Below are 23,484 nucleotides of genomic sequence, written 5' to 3' on the forward strand. Positions count from 1 at the left end.
ACTCGAGCTATGTTCATTTCGTCGAGCACCGTCACGTAGATTTCTTCGTTGCAGTTCGCTTCGTACATTTTATACAATAGCGTGGTTTCGTTAAATCTGCGAGTGAACTCGTTGTAATATCCCACGAGGTCGGTGCGCTCTTTCCACATGGGCTGTATGGGCACTACCACCGTTTTGTTGTTTAGGAATTCGCCGAAAGCATACGCAAGCGACGTTTTACCCGTGCCCGACATACCTTGCAGTATGATTAGCTTTGTTACCGCGAGCGCGCCTATAAAGCGGCGGATATCTTCTATATCGTAATACAGTTTGAGTTTGCCCGCCGCAAAATTGCGGAACACCTCGCAAAGCTCTCTTAATCCTATGCCGTCGTCGTACTCGGGGCGCACGTACAGCTCATATTCTTTGTCTATTTCCGTGAGCATGTAAAACCGCGAGCCGCCCTCGTTTTCTTCTTCGGCGGAAGAGGAGTTGCCGCCGCTTGCCTTAGCCGACGGTTTCGCCGCGGAATTTCCGCTCGGCGCGACTCCGCCGCCCGCAACGATAATGCCGGGGTTGGTCTGCATGGATTTGTCTATGGTGTCGCGTATGGTCTTGTTTGCCGCTTCGCGCTCCGCCAAAGTATCGGCTTCGGCGCGATACTTGAGTTCTCTCGCCCTGCGCTGTTCGTCGAAAATAATGCGGGCAACCAAAAAGACCACGAACACGAGCGCGAACGCGATATAAATAAGCAACGCGGTTTTACTCGTGAGAGCGTCCCACAGCTTATCGAGCAATCTCAAAATGTTTTCGGCAAAAGCCGACGCCGCCGTTAAACTACGCATAATCATTTCGCCGCCTGCCCCGCCGTTGCGGTTTTAGTCAACGCCTTTTGTATCTTTGAGAGATTTTCGTCGCCGAACAGTTTTTCGACGAGCCCGAACACCTTTTTGTCGCCGCCGTCTCGGGCGTACATTTCAAGGTTTTTAAGTCGTGCCGCGAGCTTAGCGGTAAACGCGAGATTGAACGCCTCGCTCTCGTCCGCGCCGCACGCCATGAGCACCGAGGTGAGCCTCTCGAGTTGCAACAGGCTTTTGTTGCCTATGGAGAAACGCTCGGTTGCGTTTATAACCGAAATGAGTTCGTCTATCTTCTTCCATACCGTTTCGGGCAGGTAGTGCTCTTCGCGAGCTTCTTTCACGAGGTCGTTCCATCCGCTCACCGATACGGGCTTTACCTCCACCGCTTCGCCCGGCGCGGCGGCGGCGCTGCATATCATTTCTATTTGCACGCTCGCGCCCGCCATATCGCGCGGCAGGTCGCCGAACCCGTTTTCGGTAAACAGCAGATATCTTATGTTATGCGGGAGCGTTACCGCGGTTTCGTCGTTGAGCCGCCACACGTGCGACTCGCTCGGAAACAGCGCGTAACGAATAAAGTCGTTGAAATAGCCGCGCAGATTTTCGGTGCGCACCTTGTTTATTATGGCTACGGCGTTTTTGTCGGGCGTGTGCAAAGCCGTGTAAACCGCGTTTACAAATCCCGAAGCCACGTATTTGTCGCCCTCCGCCGTCCACATAAGATGGTCGGGGCGGTTCCAACTTTCTTTGGCTTCCACCGCTTCCACTCCCTGAAAATATCCGCCGAGCGCGAGCAAAAAGGTGGGAAGCACGTCCTTGTTTTTCACGTCTATGAATATGAGCTTGCTCGCCGCGAGCGCAGCCATTAGAGCGCGAACGCTCGAGGTTTCCACCTCAACGCCCCAACCGAGCACGTAGTCGTGGAAATTGTTGCACAGCTCGCCGAACGATACGTCCTCGCGGAACTTTATGTTTTGCCTGTCACCCTCGGTAAATCCCGTGTCGTAGGTGCGAATGATTTCTTCCGCGGGGATTTCTTCGGGTTGAGCCTCGGCTTCCTTCTCCACCTCTTCCCGCTCCTCATCGAGTCGGTCGGCGGTTATCGGCTTTTCGTAAGATACGCTCGCAAGCTCGGTAAAGTTGTCGAGCTTAGCCACAACGTCGCCGAGGTTGGGCTCGGGCCGCACAGCTCGCGCCTTTCGCCGATTTTTAACCGACAAAGCGATATACCAAATCACGGCAACGTCGATTACGCCCGCCGCAACGCCCACTATAATATACGAAAGCGTAATATCGGGCACAACGCCGTACACGCACAAAAGCGTTACCGATACGTTTAGATATACGAGTAGCATAAGCGATATCGCAAGCCGCAATCCGAGCGATACCTCTTTGCCCCGCGCGTAAAACTCCCGCTTGTCCGCAGTGTCGGCAAACTCGCGAAACGCCTTGTCGCAGTCGTCGGTTTCGGCTTCGAGTTCGTTCTCGAAATACTCCTCGTTATATACGTGCGGCGCAAGCGTGAGGTCGCCCTTCAGCCTTATGTTGCGCTCGCTGTCGCCCACGTACACTATATACTCGCCGCCCGCCACGCAAAACAGGTCTTTCTCGGAGTCGTAGGTGCGGAAAGTTTCCTCGCCGAACCGCAAACTCACCTTTACGGCGTCTTTCTTTTTTACGAAAATTTTGGAATATCCGCGCAGTTTTTTGTCTTCGGGTTGCGCACCGTTTTCGGCGGCTTTTTGCACGTACATCTGCACCGTTGCGTAGCCGTCGTATTCGCCCGTGTTGGTCACGGTGAGCGTTATGCCTCTGTCCGAAACCTCAAGCCGTGTGTATTCGAATGTGGTGTAACTCAAGCCGTAGCCGAGCGGATAGCGTTCGCCGCTCGTCTCGCCCGTTTCGGCGTTTATGCGCATGGGAACGGGTGCGGCGAATTTGCCCGACGGATTGACCGAGCCGGCTATGATTTCGAAAACCGCGCTCGCCGACTTTTGCCCGCCTCTGCCCGTAAACAGCACGGCGGAACACTTGCTTTCAAACGCCATGTCTATCACTGAGTCCGCGCTCACCGCGGCTATTATCTTCGCGCCGCTCGCATGCAACGCGTCCAAAAATTCGATTTGCTCGGGCGGAAGGGCGTACGCTCCCTTTTCGGCGCAGAGAAACACGAGAGCCGCGTCCGAACTCTTGCAAAGTTTCGCCGCCGTCTTATGCAAATCGGTTCTGCCTATCTCGCCCTTTTTGTATCCGTACGCAAAACCCGTGGCGCGAATTTCGTGGTCGTTAATCACCTCGAACGGCAAGCCGAGCAATGTAGGCTCGTTGCCGCTATCGTGATAAGAAGGGTCTTTGGCGTATTCGCCGAGCACCGCTATTTTTGTTTCGCGCTTAAGCGGCAGTATGCCGTTGTTCTTCACGAGCACAACGCTTTGCCGCGCCGCCGTGAGCGCGATTTTGTCGTGCTCGATTTCGTCGAAAAGAGGTGCGCCCGCACCGGACGTAGACGTTTTCTTTTCAAGCACCGCGGCGGAGTTGTTCGCCCCGAGCGCAATGAGCATATCTATTACGTTGTCGCACGCGTCGTTTATTCTTTCGAGCGGCAACATAGCAAGCTCGTCGCAACACAGCTTGAGCTTTTCGGGCGTTATCTTGCCGCGCTTGCACGCGTCGTACGCTTTGTCGTATTCCACGGTAAGTTCGGTAAGATACGGAACGAGTTCGTCCGTGAAATCTTCGGCGAGATACACGTATGAATATCCCGCGGCGAGGTATGCGGCAACCTCTTCTTTATTTTGCGCAACGCCGTACATAAGCCTGTTTGCGTCGCGCTCTACGCTCTCTTCCGCCCTGTCGGCTCGCTTTACCACAACCGAGTCTGGTTCGGAAGCGGAGGTAATCAAATCGTATATAAGTTTGCTTTCCGTCTTTTGCTCGGGCGTGTCCGTTTCAACGCTCACGTTTTCCAAATTCACGAACGCGCCGCTCTTGTTGAGCCCCGCGGTTTTCGCCGCAAAAAACCGAGCCGCGGCAAACGGGTCGGACGACGGAGTATTCGGTTCTACGCGGTTTCTAATATTGTAATACGCGGGCAAATCCGCCGCCTTGGTTTCGTTACCCACGCACTTATACACCTGCGTTACAACGGTTGAGTTCCACATGCGGGCAAGAGTATCGTCTTGAGGGAAAGCGGTTGCGCGAACGCCGGCATTATACATGGGGTCGTCTTTGAGTTCGAACACGGGAAAAGCAAATGCGTCCAAAGACCTGCTCGCATATTGCTTTACGCCCGTAATTAGTTTTATGCGTTGCTCGAGCGTCATTGAGGTTATGAGTCGTTCGTTTCTTATCATCTTTTTGATTTTACCCCTCGGCGATAACTTTTCGGTTAGGTTACAAGATACTTATATAGCACTACACAGTATATATTATATCACATTATTTTCACAATTGCAAGAACTACCCCCCCCCCGTTTTTGTAAAAAATTCCACAAAAAAAACTCCGAACTTTCGCCCGAAGTTTTTCGCCGCGCCATTTTTGCGCTTATTTGTTTTTGCGCAATTCGTCGAGTATATCCAAAAGCGTTTGTTGCTGTATCTGCTGATTGCGTTCGCGGTCGAGCGCGTAAGCCACGCAGTCCGCCGCAAACTTAAACAGGTAATAAACCAAAACGCCCGCAACCGACGCCGCAACCGAAACCACGGGCATAAGCCAATACATTCCGCCGAGCACGAACGACACTATCACCGCGGCTATGTTTCCGCCCACAAAGGTTACGAGCGGCAACAGTACCGAAAGTTTGGAAAGAAGCCACCCGAGAGCTTTAATCACCGTGAATTTGGTGCGCAGTTCGCGATAGCAATCGCCGCGCATGCTCTCGAAGAGTATTTCCTGCTGGCGTATTCTGAGTAACTGCGCCCTGCGGTCAAGTTCGTAGCAGTGCGACATATACCACATAATCAAAAAGCCTACCGCAACCGCGCCCACGCCGCCGCCGAACACTATGAGTCCGTGTTGCCAGCCCTCGCGAATAAACTGCACCGTGGCAACCGCAAGCACGATTAAGCCGAGCAATACCGCGTAACTCACCCTGTGCATAACGTATTTGAACGCGTCCAAAAAGCGCACGCTTCCCGCGTTTTCGGACGTGGCTACGTCGAAGTTGGTTTTGGGGCGTTTGTCTTTGCTGAGCGCAACTTCGGGGCTCGTAATGCGTATGCGCTCGTCGTCTATAGACTGATGAGCCGCCGCGCGTATCTTTTCGCGCGCCTTTTCCTCTTTGCTTTGTTCGCGTTCCGCCTGTGCGTTCTCCGCGATTTTCTTATCGCTCATTTCATGCTCCTTTGCGCTTTGAATTTCTTTGCGCGGTACTTCGTTTTGCTCCTTTATTTTGCGGCTCTCTTCTCCGCCCGCCCTCTCGATAGGTTGCGTTTCCGCCGCAGGGGCTACTATTTTGGCTATAAGCGGCGCGGCTTCTATATCAAGCTCCGAGTCCGTTTCGCCCAACCCCGCCACAACGCGCTGAAGTTCCTCGCCGCTTCTTATGAGTTCTTCCGAAGCCTTGTAGTCCTCGCCGTCGTCGTCGAGTCCGCTCGCGAGAGCCTTTTTCTTTCGCCGCTGTTCTTTCTGCCTTACGCCCGTGAGCACCTTTTTGTCGTCTTCCGTGCCCTCGAGCAAACTGTCGAGCTCGCGGGAGTCGAGGGTTTTTACGCGCACTTTCTCTTTGCGCTCCTCGAGTTCCATTTTGAGCTGCAACAGCTCTTCGCCGCTCATGCCGTCTATATCTATGCCCGCGCTCTCTATCTCCTCGATATCGAGCGACAACGCCACGTCTTGCGCCGTTTGTTCTTCCTCGGGCGATATTCCCATTCGTTCGAGATAACCGTCGTGGCAAAACTTACAAACTTTCATTACCGCGCCGTTCTCTTCTATGCGAAAGCTGTCGTCCGCAAATCCGCACAGTTCGCACACTCCGCTGCTTGCCAATCGGGTTACCTCCTTTTATAAACTAACTGTACTATATCATATAAATTTTGCGCCGTCAAATCAATCGCGCGAGATTTTTTTAATTTTTTTTGTCGAAAAGAAAAATCGCGAAAAAAAAAGAGCAACCTCGCAAGTTGCTCTTTTCGCGTTGTTATATTTGCTCGCCCTCTTCCGTATCGGGAAGAATTTCTTTTAAGGTAGGTTCGCCGTTCACATAGCTCCACTCGTTGCCCAAATGTATCTTGTCTTTCAATTCCTGCGATATATTCCAATCGCTCGGCATGTAAGACGCTTCGAGCCAAATATCGCTAAGCAACGGCAAGTCGCGCAAGCCGTACATATCGAAATAATTCGTGTTTTCGGTTATTATCAAATCGCGAAGCGACGTGAAGTTTTTCACAAAGCTCATTGTGGGGTGGTATTCCGAGCTTAAGGAAACGGCAAGCCGTTTCACGTACGGCGCGTATCCGTCCCAAGGAGTAACGGTATAATCATACAAACCGTCCACGTCTTTGCCCGATAATTTCATATACAGGTCGCCCGTTTTTTGATTTACGGAAAGCGTGTATTTATATCCTTTGAACTCGCCCGAAATGCTGTCTTTCAACGAAACTTTCATTTCGTAAGAACCCCATTCGTCGCGCCATTCCACCGTTTGCATTCCCGTGGCAAAAGGGTCGAGCGTTGCAAAAGCCGACGACGGAACGGGTTCGTACTTGTAGCTTCCGTCGGTGTAATAGAATTTTGCGTATATCGAGCCCGACGGAGAGTATCCGCGAAGCAGTTGAACGCCCTTATCGAGCTCTACTTTTTCGGCAACCTTTTCGGTAATCTGTTCGCCCACCCGAGTGCGGGTATCAAGCCGCACGCTCGTTACGTATCCGTCTTTGTTCGTGCGTATTGTAAGACTGCGGAAAGTCATATTCACCAAGCTCTTTTCGAGCTCGAGCATTTCTTTGGTTATAGACTCCGCTTTTTCAAAGTCGCCTTCAAGCAAGGCTTCTTCCATTTCTTCGGCGAGCTTTTTGGACTTGTTGTACGCGCTTTTGTATTCGCCGTCGAACCACATCATTATCCTGCCCGTTCCATTGTTGTCGTCGGGCTTAATGTTTTCGTCCGCCTTGCCCAAATACGCTTCCAAATACGTGCCGTCATATCCCGTGTCGCAGTCTTTGGAAAGGGCGGAAACGTAGCTTGCCGAGAACGGACTGAGCACAAAGTTGAACGATATTATAGCTACGATAACCGCCACTGCCGCGAGCACCGAAAGCGCGGAACGCACGGCGTGGGGCTTTGCAACTACGCGGCCGTTGGGGTAATTGCCCGCAACCGATTTGTTCTTTTTGTAAGCGGCGTAAAACGCTTTTTCTTTCTCGGGCACGAACGGAATTACCTGCCGCGTATCGCTGTACGGTTCGGACGTGCCGTAAAAATGTTTGGCAAGTTCCTTATATCGGGATTTTACAACCGAGCACGCTATAATTCCCATTAAGTTGAACACGCCCACCATGCAAACGAGCACTCCGACGGGAATTAAGAAACCCGAAAACTCATCTTTCAAAGATATATTTGCAATAACGAACACGCCCACAAGGAACATACAGTTGAAAATAAGACCGGTAATATAGAACCCGCCCGCGCCGGCATTACCGCCGCTGATTGCGGAACGCTTTTGCAATTGCGTAGGCGACCAACGACTCGCGGGCGGCAATACGCACAATATTCCCAAAAACGCGAACAGCCCGATTACGCCGAGTCCTACGTAGAAAATTATTTCTTTGGGAATTCCCAAGCCCATTATAAGACCCATCAAGCTCATGCACGAGATGGATATAATCATGCTCGCAATGCCCATGCCTTTGAGCATGCGCCTGAAGCGCACGTATACGTTCACTTTCTTAAGCACGGGTTTGCCCGAAAAACATACGGGAGTATCGTCGGTTACGCTTATCTCTTTTTTCTCCTCGTAGTTGTTTTCCGCCGCCCGCAACGCCGCCGCTTCTTTCTCCGCGCGTTTGCGTTCGTCCGCCGCCTTCTTTTCCTCTATGGCTCGCGCACGCATTGCCTTCTCTTCCGTCGCCGTTTCGGGGAACTTCTTCACAATAAACATATCCGCAACAAGTGCGCCGCCGGTCAGAAGCGAGAATATTATTGCAAACGCAAGTATAAGTTTGGGACACGCGCCGCTCGATATCATACCCACGCCGCCGTCGAACGCCGACACTTTTGCCATTACAACTATGGCTATTACAAAGAATACGAAATACAGCGCAAACGCAAGATACGCGAGAAACTCGGTAAGGAGCATGTACGCTTTGCCGAATATGCTCACCGCTTTTCCCTTGAACTTATTCGTAAACAACGCCGCCGCCATAAAGCCCGAGAGCGCGAGCGACGCGAGCAAAAACACTATAAGCGCACCCACGCATCCGCCCATGACGGGTATGTTGTCGGTTATATCGCCGTACACACTGCCCAGACTTTCGCCGAACCCCTCTACCACCGCTATAGAGCCGGCGTAGAACGCAAACAACAGCACCGAGAACAACGCGAACAGTCCGAACGGTATGTATTTTAACGCCGTGCGCACCGTTTTGAGAGTGTTTGCGTTTTGCGCGGGTTTTTGCCCGTATTTTTGCGCAGACTGCGCAGTTGTTTCCCGCTCCGCCGCAATAGGTTGCGCGGTTGCCGTTGCCGCGGTTTCGGGCGCGGGCGCACTCGCTACGCTCGGAGAAGCCGACTGTGCTCCGCCCACCGCGCAACCGCACTCGGGACAAAACCGCACCGACTCCGCAAGCTCGTTGCCGCACTCGGGGCACACGCGCTTTTCCTGCCATTTCGCGCCGCATTCGGGGCAAAACTTGCCCTCGAATTCCGCGCCGCATTTTCCACACTTTTTCATTCCTTCCTTCTTTCCTCCGTTTTCTTATTTTTTTATTTTATCTAAGTATATACCCCCCCCCGACTTCGTCAAGCGTTTAGCGCCGTTTTTTCACTTTTTTGTTGCTTTTTGTTGCTTTTCGTAATGTTTTTCGCCGTTTGCGGGCCTATTTTTCGTTTGAAAAACGCTTGCATAAATATTCATTATGATGTATAATTATTTATATACTCTGATTATACGGGAGATTACGCATGATACGCACGGCAATAATAGGAGCCAACGGTTACACGGGTTTCGAACTCATAAAACTAATCCACGCGCACCCCGAGCTTACGCTTACGGCGGCGGCTTCGCGTTCGCACGCGGGCAAAGAGTTGCGCGAGCTTTACCCCGCACTCGGGTTTGCGTACGGCAACATGAAATTTTGCGAACCCGACGTAGACCGCATAGCAAAAAATGCCGACGTTGTTTTTACCGCGCTTCCTCACGCGGCGAGCGCGGAAATAGGCGGCAAGTTTTTCGATAAAGGCGTTAAAGTAATTGATTTATCCGCGGATTTCAGGTATACTGATATCGACTTATATCAAAAGACTTATTCGGTAACGCACCCCCGCCCCGAACTCAACGCAAAAGCGGCGTACGGACTGTGCGAAATAAACCGCGAAAAAATAGCGAAATCGCAAATAGTGGGCAACCCCGGTTGCTACACAACGTGCTCCATTTTGCCGCTTTACCCGCTTATAAAATTCGGCGCGATAAAGAGCGACGGCATAATAATAGACGCGGCGAGCGGCATTACGGGCGCGGGACGAAAGGCGGACGAAAACTACAACTACTGCGAAACGGCGGAAAATTTCAAGGCTTACGGAGTTACCACGCACAGGCACACCACCGAAATAGAAGAACAGCTTTCGGTTAGCAAGCGCATATCGGTAAATTTCACTCCCCACCTGTTGCCCGTTAAGCGCGGCATACTCGCCACGATTTACGCGGATTTGGAAAACGGAGCGACAGCCGCCGACGTAGACAAGGCGTACTCCATGTATAAGGGCGAAAAGTTTGCGGTTGCGCTCGGCGAGGGCGTGCTTCCCGAAATAAAATGGGTAACAAGCAGCAACGTGTGCGCGTTCGGCTACAAAATCGACAAGAGAACCCAAAAGATAATTATAGTATCGGCTATAGACAATCTCATAAAAGGAGCTTCGGGACAGGCGATACAAAATCTGAACATTTTATTTGGGTTTGCGGAAGATAAGGGACTGCCGATTATAGGCGCGCACCTTTGAGAAGGAGAAAATCAGCATGACGGCGGACAAACAAAACGAGCTTATCGAGAGGGCGAGCATAATCACCGAAGCTCTCCCCTACATTTCGCGTTACCGCGGCAAAACCATAGTGATAAAATACGGCGGCAACGCCATGAACAATCCCGACGTGATACGCACCATTATGCAAGACGTGGCAACGCTCAAAATCGTGGGCGTAGCTCCCGTTTTGGTGCACGGCGGCGGACCGGAGATAAACTCCATGCTGTCGCGGCTGGGAATAAAGTCGGAGTTTAGAAACGGACTGAGAGTTACCGACGCCGCAACCATGGAAATAGTGCAAATGGCTCTTTCCAAACTCAACAAAAACATAGCCGCCGCGCTCGGCACTTTGGGCGTGAAGGCGGTGGGCGTAAGCGGAATGGACGACGGACTTGTGCGCGTGGAAAAGTACTCGGACTCGAGCGGCGCGGATTACGGCTACGTGGGCAAAATCAAGAGCGTTAACACGGCGGTGCTCGATACGCTTATAAGCAACGACTACATTCCCGTGATTGCAACGATTGGCGCGGACGACTGCGGCAAGGCGTACAACGTGAACGCCGACACCGCCGCGGGCGCGATAGGCGGCGCAATGCACGCCGAAAAACTGCTGTATCTCACCGACGTGGACGGAGTGCGCGAGAACGAAAACGACCCGTCGTCGCTCATACCCGAAATAACGGTAAACGGGCTCAAAGAAATGATTGCCGACGGACGAATACGCGGCGGTATGGTGCCCAAAGCGCTCTCTTGCACCGACGCAATCGAGTGCGGAGTGAAAAACGTGCTGATAGTAAACGGCACAATCCCCCACTCCATACTGCTCGAACTTTTCACCGACTCGGGCGTGGGCACAATGGTAACCCCGTAAACACACAAAAATAGGAGAAACGAAGCACAATGCTCGATTTAAGGCAAATAAAAGAGCTGGACGCGAAAAACTACATGCACACGTTTTCGCGCCAAAACATATGCTTTACGCACGGCAAGGGCAGTAAGCTATACGACACGTTCGGAAACGAATACATTGATTTGGGCGGCGGCATTGCGGTTAACTGTCTCGGGCACGACGACGCCGAGCTTACCGCCGCAATATGCGAACAGGCGCACAAACTCATACATTCTTCCAACCTTTATTACAACGAGCCGCAAGCTCTCTTGTGCGAAGAACTTTTGAGCGGAACCATATTCGAGCGAGCGTTTTTATGCAACAGCGGCGCGGAAGCCAACGAGGGCGCGATAAAGCTCGTGCGCAAGCACTTTTACAACAAGGGCGAGAACCGCCCCAAAATCATCACGGCGAAAGGCTCCTTTCACGGCAGAACGATAGCGACGGTTACGGCAACCGGTCAGGAAAAGTACAACAAGCCGTTCGCTCCCCTGCCTCCCGGCTTTACGCACGTGCCGTATAACGACTTTGCCGCGCTCAAAAACGAAGCCGACGAGCACACCGCGGCAATCATGCTCGAGGTGATACAGGGCGAAAGCGGAGTGCTTCCAGCCGACTACGACTATATCGTAAACGCCTACGCTCTCGCAAAGAGCCGCGGCATACTGTTTGTGATAGACGAGGTGCAAACAGGCATGGGGCGCACCGGAAAAATGTTCGGTTTCGAGCACTACGGCATACAGCCCGATATAATCACGCTCGCAAAGGGCTTGGGCGGCGGCGTGCCCATAGGCGCGGTACTCGCCCGCGGCGACGCGGCTACGGCGTTTGCGCCGGGCGACCACGGCACAACTTTCGGCGGCAATCCGCTTGCATGCGCCGCGGCTCGCGTGGTGGTAAACAGGCTCAAAAACGGACTGCTCGAAGAGGTGGCAAAAAAGGGCGAATACCTTTTGGGCAAACTGAGCAAACTCAAAAAATTCAACTTTGTGCGCGACGTGCGCGGCAAAGGACTGTTGCTCGGCGTAAACCTCACCGAAAAGGTGCAAAACGCCGAAATCGTAGGCAAAATGGCGGCGAACGGCGTAATAATATTAACCGCGGGAAACAACACCCTGCGCTTCGCCCCCGCCTACACAATCACCAAAGAAGAAACGGACGAGGCGTGCAACAAGTTAATGGATTTGTTTGCGCATACTAACGTATAAAGAACAAAAACGGAGAAAGAAAAAAATGGATATAAGTTTGTATAAGAGAAAAGGCGTTGTGGCAAACAAGCATATGCTCACCCTCGCCAACTATTCGGTAAACGAAATTTACGAAATAATTCACACCGCCGTTATGCTCAAACAAAAACAGCACGCGGGCAAAAAGCACGAATATCTCAAGGGCAAAACGCTCGCCATGATTTTCGCAAAGTCGAGCACCCGCACCCGAGTATCGTTCGAGCAGGGAATTAAACAGCTCGGCGGCACCGCGCTCGTGCTTCGGCAAGACGATATTCAGCTCGGCAGAGGCGAAACCATACGCGACACCGCATTGGTGCTCGGCAGATACGGAATAGACGGCATAATGATACGCACGTTCAAGCAGTCGGACGTGGAGGAACTTGCGAAATACAGCTCCTGCCCCGTTATAAACGGTCTTACCGACGACTACCACCCCTGCCAGGTACTTGCCGACCTCATGACGATATACGAGCATTTCGGCAAACTCGAGGGGCTTAAAATGGCGTATTTCGGCGACGGCAACAACATGGCGCACTCGCTCATGATAGGCGGCGCAAAAGTAGGCATGGAGGTTGTTTGCTGCTGTCCCGACGGATACCGCCCCAACGAAGATATAGTAAACTCCGCCGCGCAGTTCGGCAAGGTGAGCGTTACCGACAACGTGGACGAAGCGGCTAAAGACTGCGACGTGATTTACACCGACGTGTTCTTCTCCATGGGTCAGGAAAAGACAAAAGAAAAGATAGACGCGCTCATGCCCTATCAGGTTAACGAACAACTCATGGCGAAAGCCGCCCGCGGCGCGGTGTTTATGCACTGTCTGCCCGCGCACCGCGGCGAAGAGGTTACCGAAGGCGTGATAGACGGAGCGCAAAGCATAGTGTTCGAAGAAGCGGAAAACCGTTTGCACGCGCAAAAAGCGGTAATGTATCTGCTCATGAAAAACCGCTGAAAGCTATGATAAATTTCAGAACGGCGAACCCCGCCGACGCAAACGAAATAAACGAGGTTACGCGTAAAGCGTTTAAGCTGTACGCCGACGAGGTGGGGGCAAATATAAACGTAAAAGCGCTTCACGAAACCGAGCAATCGGTGCTCGACGATATTGCCGCGCACAAAGTTTTCGTTGCCGAAGACGAAAGCGGCAAAATCCTCGGAAGCGTGCGCATAAAGAGCCTAAGCGGCGAACTCGCCTACCTGTACCGCTTCGGAGTGAAACCCTCGGTGCGTAACGGCGGCGTGGGAAGCGGACTTTTGCAGTCCGCCATAGACTACTGCGCCGAACGCGGTTTTACCGCAATCGCCTTGCACACAAACGCCAAGTATTACAACCTTGCGAGGTACTATTACGGCAAACGGTTTTACGTGCATTCCACCTCTACCGAAAAAGGCTACATACGCGCACTGTTCGTAAAGGAACTGCAAAGCAAAAATTTCGATATTTCCCCCGCTTACAAAGAGTAGTTCGAAAAAGCGGATATCTTTGAAGATATCCGCTTTTTTATTGTATTTCGGTAAATTACATTTCCGCCCACACGGTATAGAGCACCGTGCCTTTCGGCATGCTCGCTATATCGATTATATCGGGATTGCCCGCAGTTGCGTTCTCGTCGGCAGACCAACCGTCGAACCAATAGCCCGAACGCGCGGGGTCGTAAAACGCCGTTCGCTCGTTGTAGTTGGATAAGCTCTTATCCGTTATCGTTATAGACACAACGTATTTATTTTCGGAGTCGAGTTTAGCTCCCCACACCACGGGGCGATAAGACGAGTTCCAACGCGAGCTCCACCCCTCGGGCGCGGTTTCGCGCGAGGTATACACCGTAAGGAGCGAACAGCCGTAAAACGCGTGATTGCCCATAGCGGTTATGTTGTCGTTTATAACCATGCTCGTTAAGCTCTTGCAGTTGCGGAAAGCCTGCGTTCCCAAAACCGACACGCTTGCAAGGTCGAAACTCTTGAGCGAAGCACAACCGTAAAACGCATAGTTGCCTATTTCGGTTACGAGCGACGGAAGCGAAATGCTTGACAGCGACTCGCACCTGTAAAAAGCGTAATCGTCAATCTTCTCGGCGGCGTCGGGGATATTCACGCTCGTAAGCGACGGACAGTTATAAAACGTGCGCTTTGGCACCGACTTTAGCGAGTCGGGCAAAACAACCGTTTGCAAACTTACGCAATTGTAGAACGCGCGTTCGCCGAGCTCGGCTACGTTCTCGCCCACGGTAACGCTTTTTAGCGAAACGAAATTCGCAAACGCGTTACTGCCTATGCTCTTTACTCCCTTGCCTATTATAAGGTCGGTAATTCCCGTAATGATTATAGAGCCCGTCGCCTCGTCCGTAAGAGCTATGCCGCAATCGTAAAACGCGTAATCGCCTATATACTCCACGCTGTCGGGTATGCTGAATTCCGTTCTCGTCGCGCCCGTGCTCCTTGCGAGTCCGAGCGACTCGCAACCGTAAAACGCCGAACGCCCTATCGTTTTTACGTTACTCGGTATGGTATCGAGCTTGAGAACCGAGCAATTGTAGAAAGTATATTCGTCTATATCTTTGAGCGATTTGGGAATATTCACGCTCTGCAATACTTTACTGCCGTAAAACGCGCCGCGCCCTATATATTTTACGCTGTCGGGTATTGCAACCGATACGGCTATGGAATTGTAAAACGCGTAGTTGGCTATGCCCACCGTGTCGGCTTTCATATTGTTTACAATCATATGCGACGCGGTTGTGCCGCCGTAGCCTACCACCCACTTATCCGCGTATACGAGCGCGTTGGTTTCGCTTATCTGCTCCCATAATCCGGTATCTTTGAACGCGTCCGTTCCGATACTCTTAACCGTATCGGGCACGGTAATATTCTTTATGCTCTTGCAACCGTTAAACGCGGCGTTGTCTATAATCTCGAGCGAACTTTCGGAAATTCCGCCGTGCCCGTTGTACGAACCGAGATATGCGTTATACAAGCCCGAGCAGTTGGAAAACGCGTACGAGCCTATTTTCTTCACGCCCTTGCCTATGGTTACGCTTTGCAGTTTTTTACTGCCCGCAAACGCCGACGCGTCGATTATTTGCACGCTGTCGGGCAGAGTAATGCCCCACACAGCGACTTCGCTTTCCCACGTTGAGTCGTGCCGGTAGAACGCGCCGCCCGCAATTCCGTAAGTGCCGTCTTTAACCGCACCGCTCACGTCGGTTGCGTAGTTTCTGTTGCGGCAACCTATTACCCACTGCCTGTCGCCCTCGCCGAGATAAACGAGGTCGGCTGTAAACGAGGGAGTTTCGCCCTCCTCGTACTTAACGGTATCGGACTGCCATATTTCGGTTTTGAAAAAGGCGTTGCGCCCTATGCTCTCCACGTTTCTTCCGAGCGACACGGAGGAAAGTTCAGAGCAACCGTAAAACGCTTCGACGCCTATCGTGAGCACGCTGTCGGGTATAGTAACGCTCGTAACTGCGGTGCAGTCGGCGAACGCGTTTTTGCCCACGCTCTCCACGCTTGTGCCTATCTTTATTTCGGGCAGTTTTGCGCAACCGTAAAAGGCGTAATCGCCCACGGTTTTAAGCCCCGCGCCCATGGTAAGACTCACGGCTTCCACCGCTTTGGAAAAAGCGTACTCGCCCACGCTCTCAACGGTGTCGGGCAAAACTATTTCGGCGAGCTTGTCGCAGTCGGAAAACGCGCTGTCGCCTATAGATTTTATTCCGCTTCCTATGCGCACGCCCGTAATGGAACGGCAGTACGCAAACGCGCTTTCTCCGAGTTCGGTCACTCCGTTCGGTATTGTTACAACGCCCTCCAAAAGGCGGCAACTCTGAAACGCCTGCTTTCCTATCTTCGTTACGCTCTCGGGTATGTTCGCGCTCGTTAAATACGAACAGTTATAAAACGCCTGCTCGCCTATTTCGGTTATGTTGTTGCCCAAAACCACGCTCGTGAGTTTGCTTCGATTGGCAAACGCACGCTTGCCTATCCTCGTTACGGGTTTTCCGCGGTATTCGTCGGGCACAACGGCAACTCCGTCCGCACTGCCCATTCCCGTTACCTCGTATTCGGTCTTGCCCTTTATGAGCGCGAAAGTAAATCCCGGCTCAACCTCTCGCGTAAAGCTCAAAGAGCGCGACCAGTCGGAATTGTCGTATCCGTCGCCGCCGCAAGCCTTTACTTTAACCGTGTAATCGCCGGGCGCAAGCGCAGATAACGAGAAATTGTTTTTGCGCGTTTCGCGCTCGTCGCCGTTGAAACTCACCGTGTAATAGCGGGCGTTGGGCACCTCTATCCACGATAAAGTCAGGGCGTCGGTGTCAATCCTCAGTCCGCCGGGTTTGGACAACCGTGCGCCGCCGCAAGCCGCGAAAGCCGCCGAACACCCCAACACCAACATAATGCAAATTAAGATGCGCAATTTTTTCATGTTACTCTCCTTGTTTGCGCGTCTCGTTCATGAGAGCCTTTTTCGCCTTGCGGTCGCGTACTATTTCGTGTATCCATTTGAATTTGAACTTACGCACGGCCACGTCGAGCAAGAACAACACTATTGCCATAATCAGGAACGCAATTCGCGGGTCTACCGTTTTGTGCAACGTGCGCACGAACGATTGGAATATCTGCCACACGTCTTCGAGCATTACGCCCTTGCCGCTTTGGGCAATGCCCGCCAAAAACTCTTCGCCCGATATTTCGCGGTCGGCAAGCACGTCGTATTCTTCGGAATACGAAACCGTTCTGTACATTGCCATCGCCGAAACGACGCTTCCCTCCGCGTTCTTCTTCTCCACCGATACGGTATATATTCCGGGGCAGGAAACCGAGAACGAAAAGTTCGTGTTGCCGTTACCCGAGATAACCTCTATCGTCTTGTTGCCGTAATGCTCTTTTGCCGCCGCAGAGAACGGAATTACTTTCACCTCTACGGTTTCGCCTTCGGCTCGCTCGGTGTACACGTTAACTTGCGTGCCGTAGTTGTCGAGGCGCATCACAACGTCCATATCGGGCTGTTTTATGCCGTTTGCGGGGAACAGTCCCGTAACTATGTTTTTAACGAAAGTTTTGCCTACGGGTTTGTTCAAAAATTCGCCCGACCACTCGCCGCCGAGGTCGCTCATGAAACTGCCCACTTTGCCCGCGCCGAATTTCCACTGCGCAAACATGGGAACGTATTCCGCCATAAGCGGAGCTTCGAGCGCGTTGTCCTGCGTTTCCGCTTTAAGACGAGTGCCGTAATAACCCGTAAAGGGCGTTCCGTCAAGTTCTTCCTGCGTAATTCCCGCCATCGCCGACGACGAAGGCTTATCGATAGTCAGCTTGAATTCCTCTCCGTATACTATTTCGCCCACTGCGGAACTCGTCAAATCTTCGAGTATCAAGCCGCCTACCCCGCTGCTGTTCGAAGTCCACAAAAATTCGCCCCTGCCGGTTTCGTCTTTGCTCACCTTTACCGCTTGCTCCATAAGCTCTTTATAGCCCGCGGGGTCTTGTATGCCCACTATGGAAAGCGAAATGCCGTTTTTGGCGTTAAGTCTTACCGCGTCTATAAAGCTCGCTTTGTTGCCCTCGGCATCTTCAGAGCTGTTGTCGCCCGGCATACAGTCGCTGACAAGCACTACGTGCTTTATCTCCGCTTTGGTTGCGGCAAGCATTTGTCCCGCCTGCGTTATGCCCGACGAAAACGTGGTACTGCCTGTGCCGTTTGCCAACTTGTCTATCTCCGCCGCTATCTCATCTTTTTGGGTCGCGGGCGTTACGGGATAAGTTTCCACCGAATTGCTGTCGAACCGAACCACTCCGCAGTAGTCCCAAGTGTTAAGTTGGTTCAAAAGCGCTTTCGCACCCTCTTTTATATATTTTATTTTGTCCGCGCCTATAGAGCCCGAGGTATCGAGCGCGAGCACTATAGCCGTGGGCGGAGTGTAGTCCACCGCCTGCACGGGCAACATTTGCTGCAAAAGCGTGTTTTCCAAATCCTTGCGGTTGTAGGCGTGCGGAATTTGTTTGCCGTCCGCGCCTATATCCGTTTTGCCGCCCACGGTAAGCAGACCGCCGCCGAGATTGTACACGTAGTCGTACAGCATCTTGTCGAAGCCCGCGGGCAAATCGGAGTTTGCCACGTTCACGAGCACAACCTGCTCGAATTTGGCAAGCTCGCCTATGGTTTTGGGCACGGAATTGTAGTCTATTTCGTTCTCCAAAGTTTTTACGGTTACGTCGTTGCCCTGCTCCGAAAGTTCTTTTACGAGTTTTTCGGACTCTCCGTCGAACGCTTCCAAAAGCAGTATTTTGTTGTATTCGGCAATGTTCACGTAGGTGTAGTACGAGTTGTTTTGCACCACGGTGTCGCCGCCCGTAGCTTCCGAAATTTCGAAACGCAACTCGTGCATGCCCTTTTCGGTAAACGTGTACGTGAGATTAAACGCTTGGTCGCCCGAAACCATATCGAAAGACACGGGCGTTGCCGCCGCGTTGTTGTCGTAAACCGTGATATTGAGTTTCTTGTTTTCGCCGCCGTAATTGCCGCGCGTTTTCACAACGAAATTCACGGGCATGTTAACGTCTACGTTGTAGTCGGGAACTATTACTTCCTGTATCTGCACCTCGTCGTGCTCGCCGCCCTTAAAGCATATCGCGTCTACCTTAATGCCCTGCGCGGCTATGCCCTTTATAACCGAAGCGGCTTTGCCGTCGGTTTCCAAGCCGTCGGATAGGAGCACGATTTTAGCCGTGAGCGGATTTGTAAAAAGCCCGCTCGCATACTTGAGTGCCGACGAGATATCGGTCGCGCTCACGTCGGGGTCGTCGGACGAAATGTATTTGCGAAATACCTCGCGCCCGTCATCGCCGAGCCGAGCCACGTATTTTTGGTCGTAGCCGAATTTCACTATGCCCAGCTTGAATTCGTCGCCGCATTCCGCAGTTACGTTTTGTATGAACTCGTCGCGTTGTTCCGCCGCGTCGCGCGAACTGAACGAGGAATCGACAAGCAGTATTATTTCGTTATTGCGGTTGGGGGTATCGTAGTCGAACGATATACCCGAAAGCACCGAAACGCACAGCACCATAACGAGCATGTGCAACACCATAGACGCAATGCGGTTGCGGTTGCGGCGGTAGTGCTTGTTCATGCGAAGGTACGGCAAAAGGGTAAGCCCTATTGCGGGAAGCAAAAGGAGCAGCAGCCATGGATTGGAAAAATTTATGGAAAAATCAGACATTTCTCTCCGCCCCTCCTACTTAAAATACTCGCGCGACTGCAAGAACCACTCAACAAAGAGCAATCCCACCAACACGGACGCAAACCATATGAGCAGGTCTTTGTCCTCTTCTTCGTACTTAACCACTCTTTCCAAAAAGGGAAGAGCGTCCACTTGCTTTGTTATGTTGCTTTCGTAATTTGAAATACTAACGAAAAACTCTTCTTTTATTCCCTCCACCCTCAAAGTGTCCTGCGTAACGGTGTAAGTTCCGGGGCGTTTCAAAGCAAGATTGTGCACAACGCCGCCGTCGAGAAATTGAAACTCCTCCACAAGCTCGGGACCTTCCACGTTTACCAAATCGCCGCGGGCGCGCAACTCCAAAGTATCGCCTATGCCGAAAGCGTAGCGAGCGGACGGATGCGTATAGTCGTCGGTGTCTTTAGTGAAGGTAAACGGAATAAAATAGTTGAACACGTTGCGCACAAACATGGGGAACGCGTAAAGTATGGCTACGTTGGAGTTGTGTATGTCGGCGGAGAAAACCACCGTTTTGGTTTTGCCCGCGTCTTTCAAGAGAACAAGCGGGTCGCCGCGGAAATACATAAGCTCGCGGTAACCGTCGTGACTCGTGATTTTGCGATAGTTGGATATGGTTATGGTTTCGGGAAGAATTCCGCGCATTACGGGGTGAGTTTCGCCCGACGCGAGAGTGGAATTTTTGTCTACCGAAAAGCCCTCCGACTGCAAAGTTAAGCCCGAGCCTTGCGGCGCAACGTCAAGGTCCATTAAAAACACAACGCCGTCTTCGGGCATCTTTTCCGGCATTTTGTGCTCGAACACGTAAAAGTCGAAGCCCTCGGTTTTCGCCGCGCCAGGTTTAACCTCGGAAAGCTCTATATCCCACTTGTTTTTCAAGTTTTCGCGCAATAGATAGAGAACCTGACGGAAAAAGGGGTTTGCCGTGTCGGACGTGGAATACTGTATTTTTATCTTCTCTTTAGTGCCGCCGTACAGGAAATAATAGTTATCGTCGGCGAAAGAGTCGTTGGAGTCTATGGAAATGTAAACGCGGTCGAACGAAATTATTTTCAGTCCGTTGCAGTCGTTGGTGAGATACGCCTCGTTGAAATCGAAAGTAAGCTCGTTTTCGTCGGCGGTGAAACGCTGTTGCATGGTTATCGTTTCGTTGTTGCCGCTTCCGTTGAGATTGTATATCTCGCAAGTTACGGTTACGGCTTCGCTCCTGCCGTAGCACCCCACGTCTACCGCAATGTTGAAATAGTTGTTTACTATCTCGGCTCTGCTGTCGAGTATGGCGGCGTTCCACTCGCCGTCCTCGGACACGTCCACAACGCGCACGCCGCCCTTTTCCAAAAATTCGGTTGCGGTGTAAAGAATAACCTCGCTGTCGGGATTTACAATGAGCACCTCGCTCGCAAAGTCTATCGCGCCCTCGAGGTCGGCAGAACCGAAAGTGCACCCCTCCGCGCCGAGCTCCGCGAGCGCGTCTATGGCGTCGTAGACTTCGCGCATGTTTTCCGCCGTTACGCGTTGCACCTCGAAATGCGCCTCGTCGTCGGCTATTATGAGCGAAAAAATTCCGCCGAGCTCTTCGGTTTCTTCGGCAAGCGCGCGAGCCTCCTCTACCGCGCGTTCGAACCGAGTCGCGTTTCCGTCGGATACGCGCATGCTCGCCGACGCGTCTATTATGGCAACGCGCTCGGAATAAACGTGCTCCTTTTCACCCGCAATCACCGGGCGAGCCAACAAAAGGGCGCAAGATACGAGTATGAGTATCTGGCACAAAAATATCAATATATTTCTGAACCGACTTATGGGCAGAGTTTTTTTCTTGTATTTCAAACTCAGTTTCCAAATGTACGTGCTGGAAACGAATTTCTGCTGATAGTTCGGCTTGATTATATAAATTACGATTAGCGCGACTACGCCAATCAAGCCTATGAGTCCCAAAGGTAACAGTAAACTCATGCCATAATACCCGTTTTGAAGAGTTCGCCGAAAAGGACTTTTTCTATAGGCTGATTAGTGCGCACCGAAATAAAGTTCGCGTCGCGCGAAGTGCAATAGTAGTTCATGTCCGCAATGAGGTCGGAAAGCGCCTCTTGATACGCCGCGAGCATGCCGTTCGTTATGCGCATTTTCATGTTGCGCTCGTCGTCCAAACTGCCCGACTCCGAGTCTATGAGATTTACTCTGCCGTTGTAGAGAGGGTCTGCTTCCTCCGGCGTGAGCACCTGAACGAGCAAAACCTGTCTGCGCTTGTAGCAAAGATAGTCCACCGCCTTTCGCCAATCGATATCGGACAAAAAGTCGGAAATTATAACGGTTATGCCGTCTTTGGTGCCCGTGTTCGGGCAAGCCGCCACAGCCGAAGAAATATCGGCGTCGCCCTCGAAAACTATGTTTTCAAGCGACTTTATCGCGCGAAAAAAGGACTGCTTCCCCACTACCGTGCCGAACGGATTTTCACTGCGCGCGCCGCGCGTAAGTTCGAAAGAAACCTTGTCCATATTGTGAACAGACAAAAAGCCGAGTGCGGCGGCAACCGCCACGGCGTACGCGCCTTTTTCGGGGCTCACTTTGCCCATGGACGCGGAGCAGTCGAGAAAAATCTGCGTGTGCATTTGGCGTTCGTCGGTAAACAGCTTAATGAAAAACTTTTCAAACCTGCTGTATAAGTTCCAATCTATTCGCCTTATATCGTCGCCGAGCATATATTCGCGGTAATCGGCAAATTCCACCGTTTGCCCGTAAGTACGAACAAGGTGTTTTCCTCCGAAAAAACCGGTTAAATATGAGCGCAAATTCAGTGCCAACGTCTCTAACCGACCAAAAAAACCGTCGTTTAAGTAAGAGAACGCCATTTATTTTCTCCCGAAAAACCCGCGCTTTTTCTTTTTTCCGTTTTGTTCCGTTTCGGTTTCCGCCGCTTCGGTTGCGGCTTCGTTTTCAAGTACGGCGGACTGCTCTTGCCCGTTTTCGGACTCTGGAGCAAGCGGTTGTTCGTCGGCTTGCTTATCCGCCTTGCCGAGCATAGAGCCTCTGCGCCCCTCCACCTCTTTTATAATTCTTTCGATTATTTCGTCGGGGTCGATGCGTTCGGCGATTGCGTCGAACGTGAGCTTCATGCGGTGACGAAGCACGGGATACGCGAGCGCGTGCAAATCGGAATACGATACGTTAAATCTGCCCAAAAGGAGCGCGCGAACTTTCGCCGCCGATATGAGTGCCTGTCCCGCGCGGGGGCTTGCGCCCAAACGCACGTATTTTTTAGCCGTTTCGGTAGCGCAGTCGCTGTCGGGGTGAGTGGCGGAGCAAAGCATCATAGCGTAACGCATTACGTCCTCGGCTACGGGTATAGCGTTTGCGGTCTTGCGCATATCGAGCAAATCCTGACCGTTACAAGCCGCTTCCGCAACCTCCGCCATGGTCTTTTGAGTCATATTTACTATATCCATTAGTTCGTCTAAGCTCGGGTTTTTAACAATGAGCTTGAACATAAAGCGGTCCATCTGCGCCTCGGGCAAAGGATAAGTACCGTCTTGCTCAACAGGGTTTTGAGTGGCGAGCACGAAAAACGGTTCTTCGAGCCTGCGCGATACGCCCATTACAGTTACGGTGTGTTCCTGCATGGCTTCCAAAAGCGCGGACTGCGTTTTGGGAGTGGCGCGGTTTATCTCGTCGGCAAGGATTATGTTGCTGAATACGGGACCGGGTTGGAAACTGAATTCGGTGTTGCCCTGCGCGTCTTTAACTATTATGTTCGTGCCCGTAACGTCGGCGGGCATGAGGTCGGGCGTGAACTGAATACGCGAAAACGGCAAGTTGAAAACCCTGCCGAGCGAACGAACCAAACGCGTTTTGCCTACTCCGGGCACGCCCTCCAAGAGCACGTTGCCGCCCGCAATCATGGCGATTACAACGCCTTCCACTACGTTTTTTTGACCTATAACGTCGCGTTCGATTTGCGAAAATATATTTTTGCACTGTTCGCTGAATTTCTTGATGTTTTCTTCTTTAATCATTTTGTCTCCGTAAAAATATCTTTCTTTCGGCTGAGATTGCTTCGTCGGGCTACGCCCTCCTCGCAATGACATGTTGGGTGTTGCTGTCATTGCAAGCGAGCCGTGCGAGC

The 23,484-nt window shown here is 52.1% G+C and carries 14 protein-coding genes; 5 read left to right on the plus strand and 9 right to left on the minus strand.

The genetic code is table 11. The features are described 5' to 3' along the window. The 4 genes from NFR55_RS09645 to NFR55_RS09660 form a co-directional block, all read right to left on the minus strand. Positions 1-824 (minus strand): AAA family ATPase (locus NFR55_RS09645; protein ID WP_251548545.1); only part of this gene is annotated, 824 nt, incomplete at its 3' end. A 2-nt stretch (positions 825-826) separates the two neighbouring features. Then, the gene (locus tag NFR55_RS09650) at positions 827-4,192 is read right to left on the minus strand and encodes a glycoside hydrolase family 3 C-terminal domain-containing protein (RefSeq protein WP_251548546.1); all 3,366 of its coding nucleotides are present in this window, start codon (positions 4,190-4,192) and stop codon (positions 827-829) included. A gap of 191 nt (positions 4,193-4,383) precedes the next feature. Next, on the minus strand, positions 4,384-5,826 hold the full coding sequence (locus NFR55_RS09655; RefSeq protein ID WP_251548547.1) for a hypothetical protein: 1,443 nt from the start codon (positions 5,824-5,826) through the stop codon (positions 4,384-4,386). Positions 5,827-5,977: 151 nt separating this feature from the next. Next, the gene (locus NFR55_RS09660) at positions 5,978-8,728 is read right to left on the minus strand and encodes a zinc ribbon domain-containing protein (protein ID WP_251548548.1); all 2,751 of its coding nucleotides are present in this window, start codon (positions 8,726-8,728) and stop codon (positions 5,978-5,980) included. 230 nt (positions 8,729-8,958) lie between these two features. Here NFR55_RS09660 and argC point away from each other — a divergent pair, with 230 nt between their 5' ends. The 5 genes from argC to NFR55_RS09685 are packed head-to-tail and all read left to right on the plus strand — an operon-like array spanning position 8,959 to position 13,596. Then, positions 8,959-9,993: an N-acetyl-gamma-glutamyl-phosphate reductase gene (gene argC, locus NFR55_RS09665; RefSeq protein ID WP_251548549.1), complete on the plus strand. Its 1,035-nt coding sequence runs from the start codon at positions 8,959-8,961 to the stop codon at positions 9,991-9,993. Between the two features lie 16 nt (positions 9,994-10,009). Beyond that, positions 10,010-10,885 carry an acetylglutamate kinase gene (gene argB / locus NFR55_RS09670; protein ID WP_251548550.1) on the plus strand — a complete coding sequence of 292 codons (876 nt, stop codon included), beginning with the start codon at positions 10,010-10,012 and terminating at the stop codon, positions 10,883-10,885. Between the two features lie 29 nt (positions 10,886-10,914). After that, on the plus strand, positions 10,915-12,111 hold the full coding sequence (locus NFR55_RS09675; protein WP_251548551.1) for an aspartate aminotransferase family protein: 1,197 nt from the start codon (positions 10,915-10,917) through the stop codon (positions 12,109-12,111). 25 nt (positions 12,112-12,136) lie between these two features. After that, on the plus strand, positions 12,137-13,084 hold the full coding sequence (gene argF, locus NFR55_RS09680; RefSeq protein WP_251548552.1) for an ornithine carbamoyltransferase: 948 nt from the start codon (positions 12,137-12,139) through the stop codon (positions 13,082-13,084). A 5-nt stretch (positions 13,085-13,089) separates the two neighbouring features. Continuing rightward, positions 13,090-13,596, plus strand: coding sequence for a GNAT family N-acetyltransferase (locus NFR55_RS09685; protein ID WP_251548553.1), 507 nt, complete (start codon positions 13,090-13,092; stop codon positions 13,594-13,596). Between the two features lie 55 nt (positions 13,597-13,651). Here the strand turns inward: NFR55_RS09685 and NFR55_RS09690 are convergent, their stop codons facing one another. The 5 genes from NFR55_RS09690 to NFR55_RS09710 form a co-directional block, all read right to left on the minus strand. Beyond that, positions 13,652-16,552, minus strand: a complete 2,901-nt coding sequence (locus tag NFR55_RS09690) for a leucine-rich repeat domain-containing protein (RefSeq protein WP_251548554.1) — start codon at positions 16,550-16,552, stop codon at positions 13,652-13,654. Between the two features lies 1 nt (position 16,553). Beyond that, positions 16,554-19,346, minus strand: a complete 2,793-nt coding sequence (locus tag NFR55_RS09695; RefSeq protein ID WP_251548555.1) for a vWA domain-containing protein — start codon at positions 19,344-19,346, stop codon at positions 16,554-16,556. Between the two features lie 15 nt (positions 19,347-19,361). Continuing rightward, the gene (locus NFR55_RS09700) at positions 19,362-21,317 is read right to left on the minus strand and encodes a BatA domain-containing protein (protein WP_251548556.1); all 1,956 of its coding nucleotides are present in this window, start codon (positions 21,315-21,317) and stop codon (positions 19,362-19,364) included. Next, positions 21,314-22,090, minus strand: coding sequence for a DUF58 domain-containing protein (locus tag NFR55_RS09705; RefSeq protein ID WP_251548557.1), 777 nt, complete (start codon positions 22,088-22,090; stop codon positions 21,314-21,316). The genes NFR55_RS09700 and NFR55_RS09705 overlap by 4 nt, the downstream gene beginning before the upstream one ends. A gap of 123 nt (positions 22,091-22,213) precedes the next feature. Next, complete coding sequence (locus NFR55_RS09710) at positions 22,214-23,374, minus strand: AAA family ATPase (protein WP_338052327.1); 1,161 nt, start codon at positions 23,372-23,374, stop codon at positions 22,214-22,216. Positions 23,375-23,484: the final 110 nt, after the last annotated feature.

This window comes from Pumilibacter intestinalis, assembly GCF_943193005.1.
In the GTDB taxonomy this organism is placed as follows: Bacteria; Bacillota; Clostridia; order Christensenellales; family Pumilibacteraceae; genus Pumilibacter; species Pumilibacter intestinalis.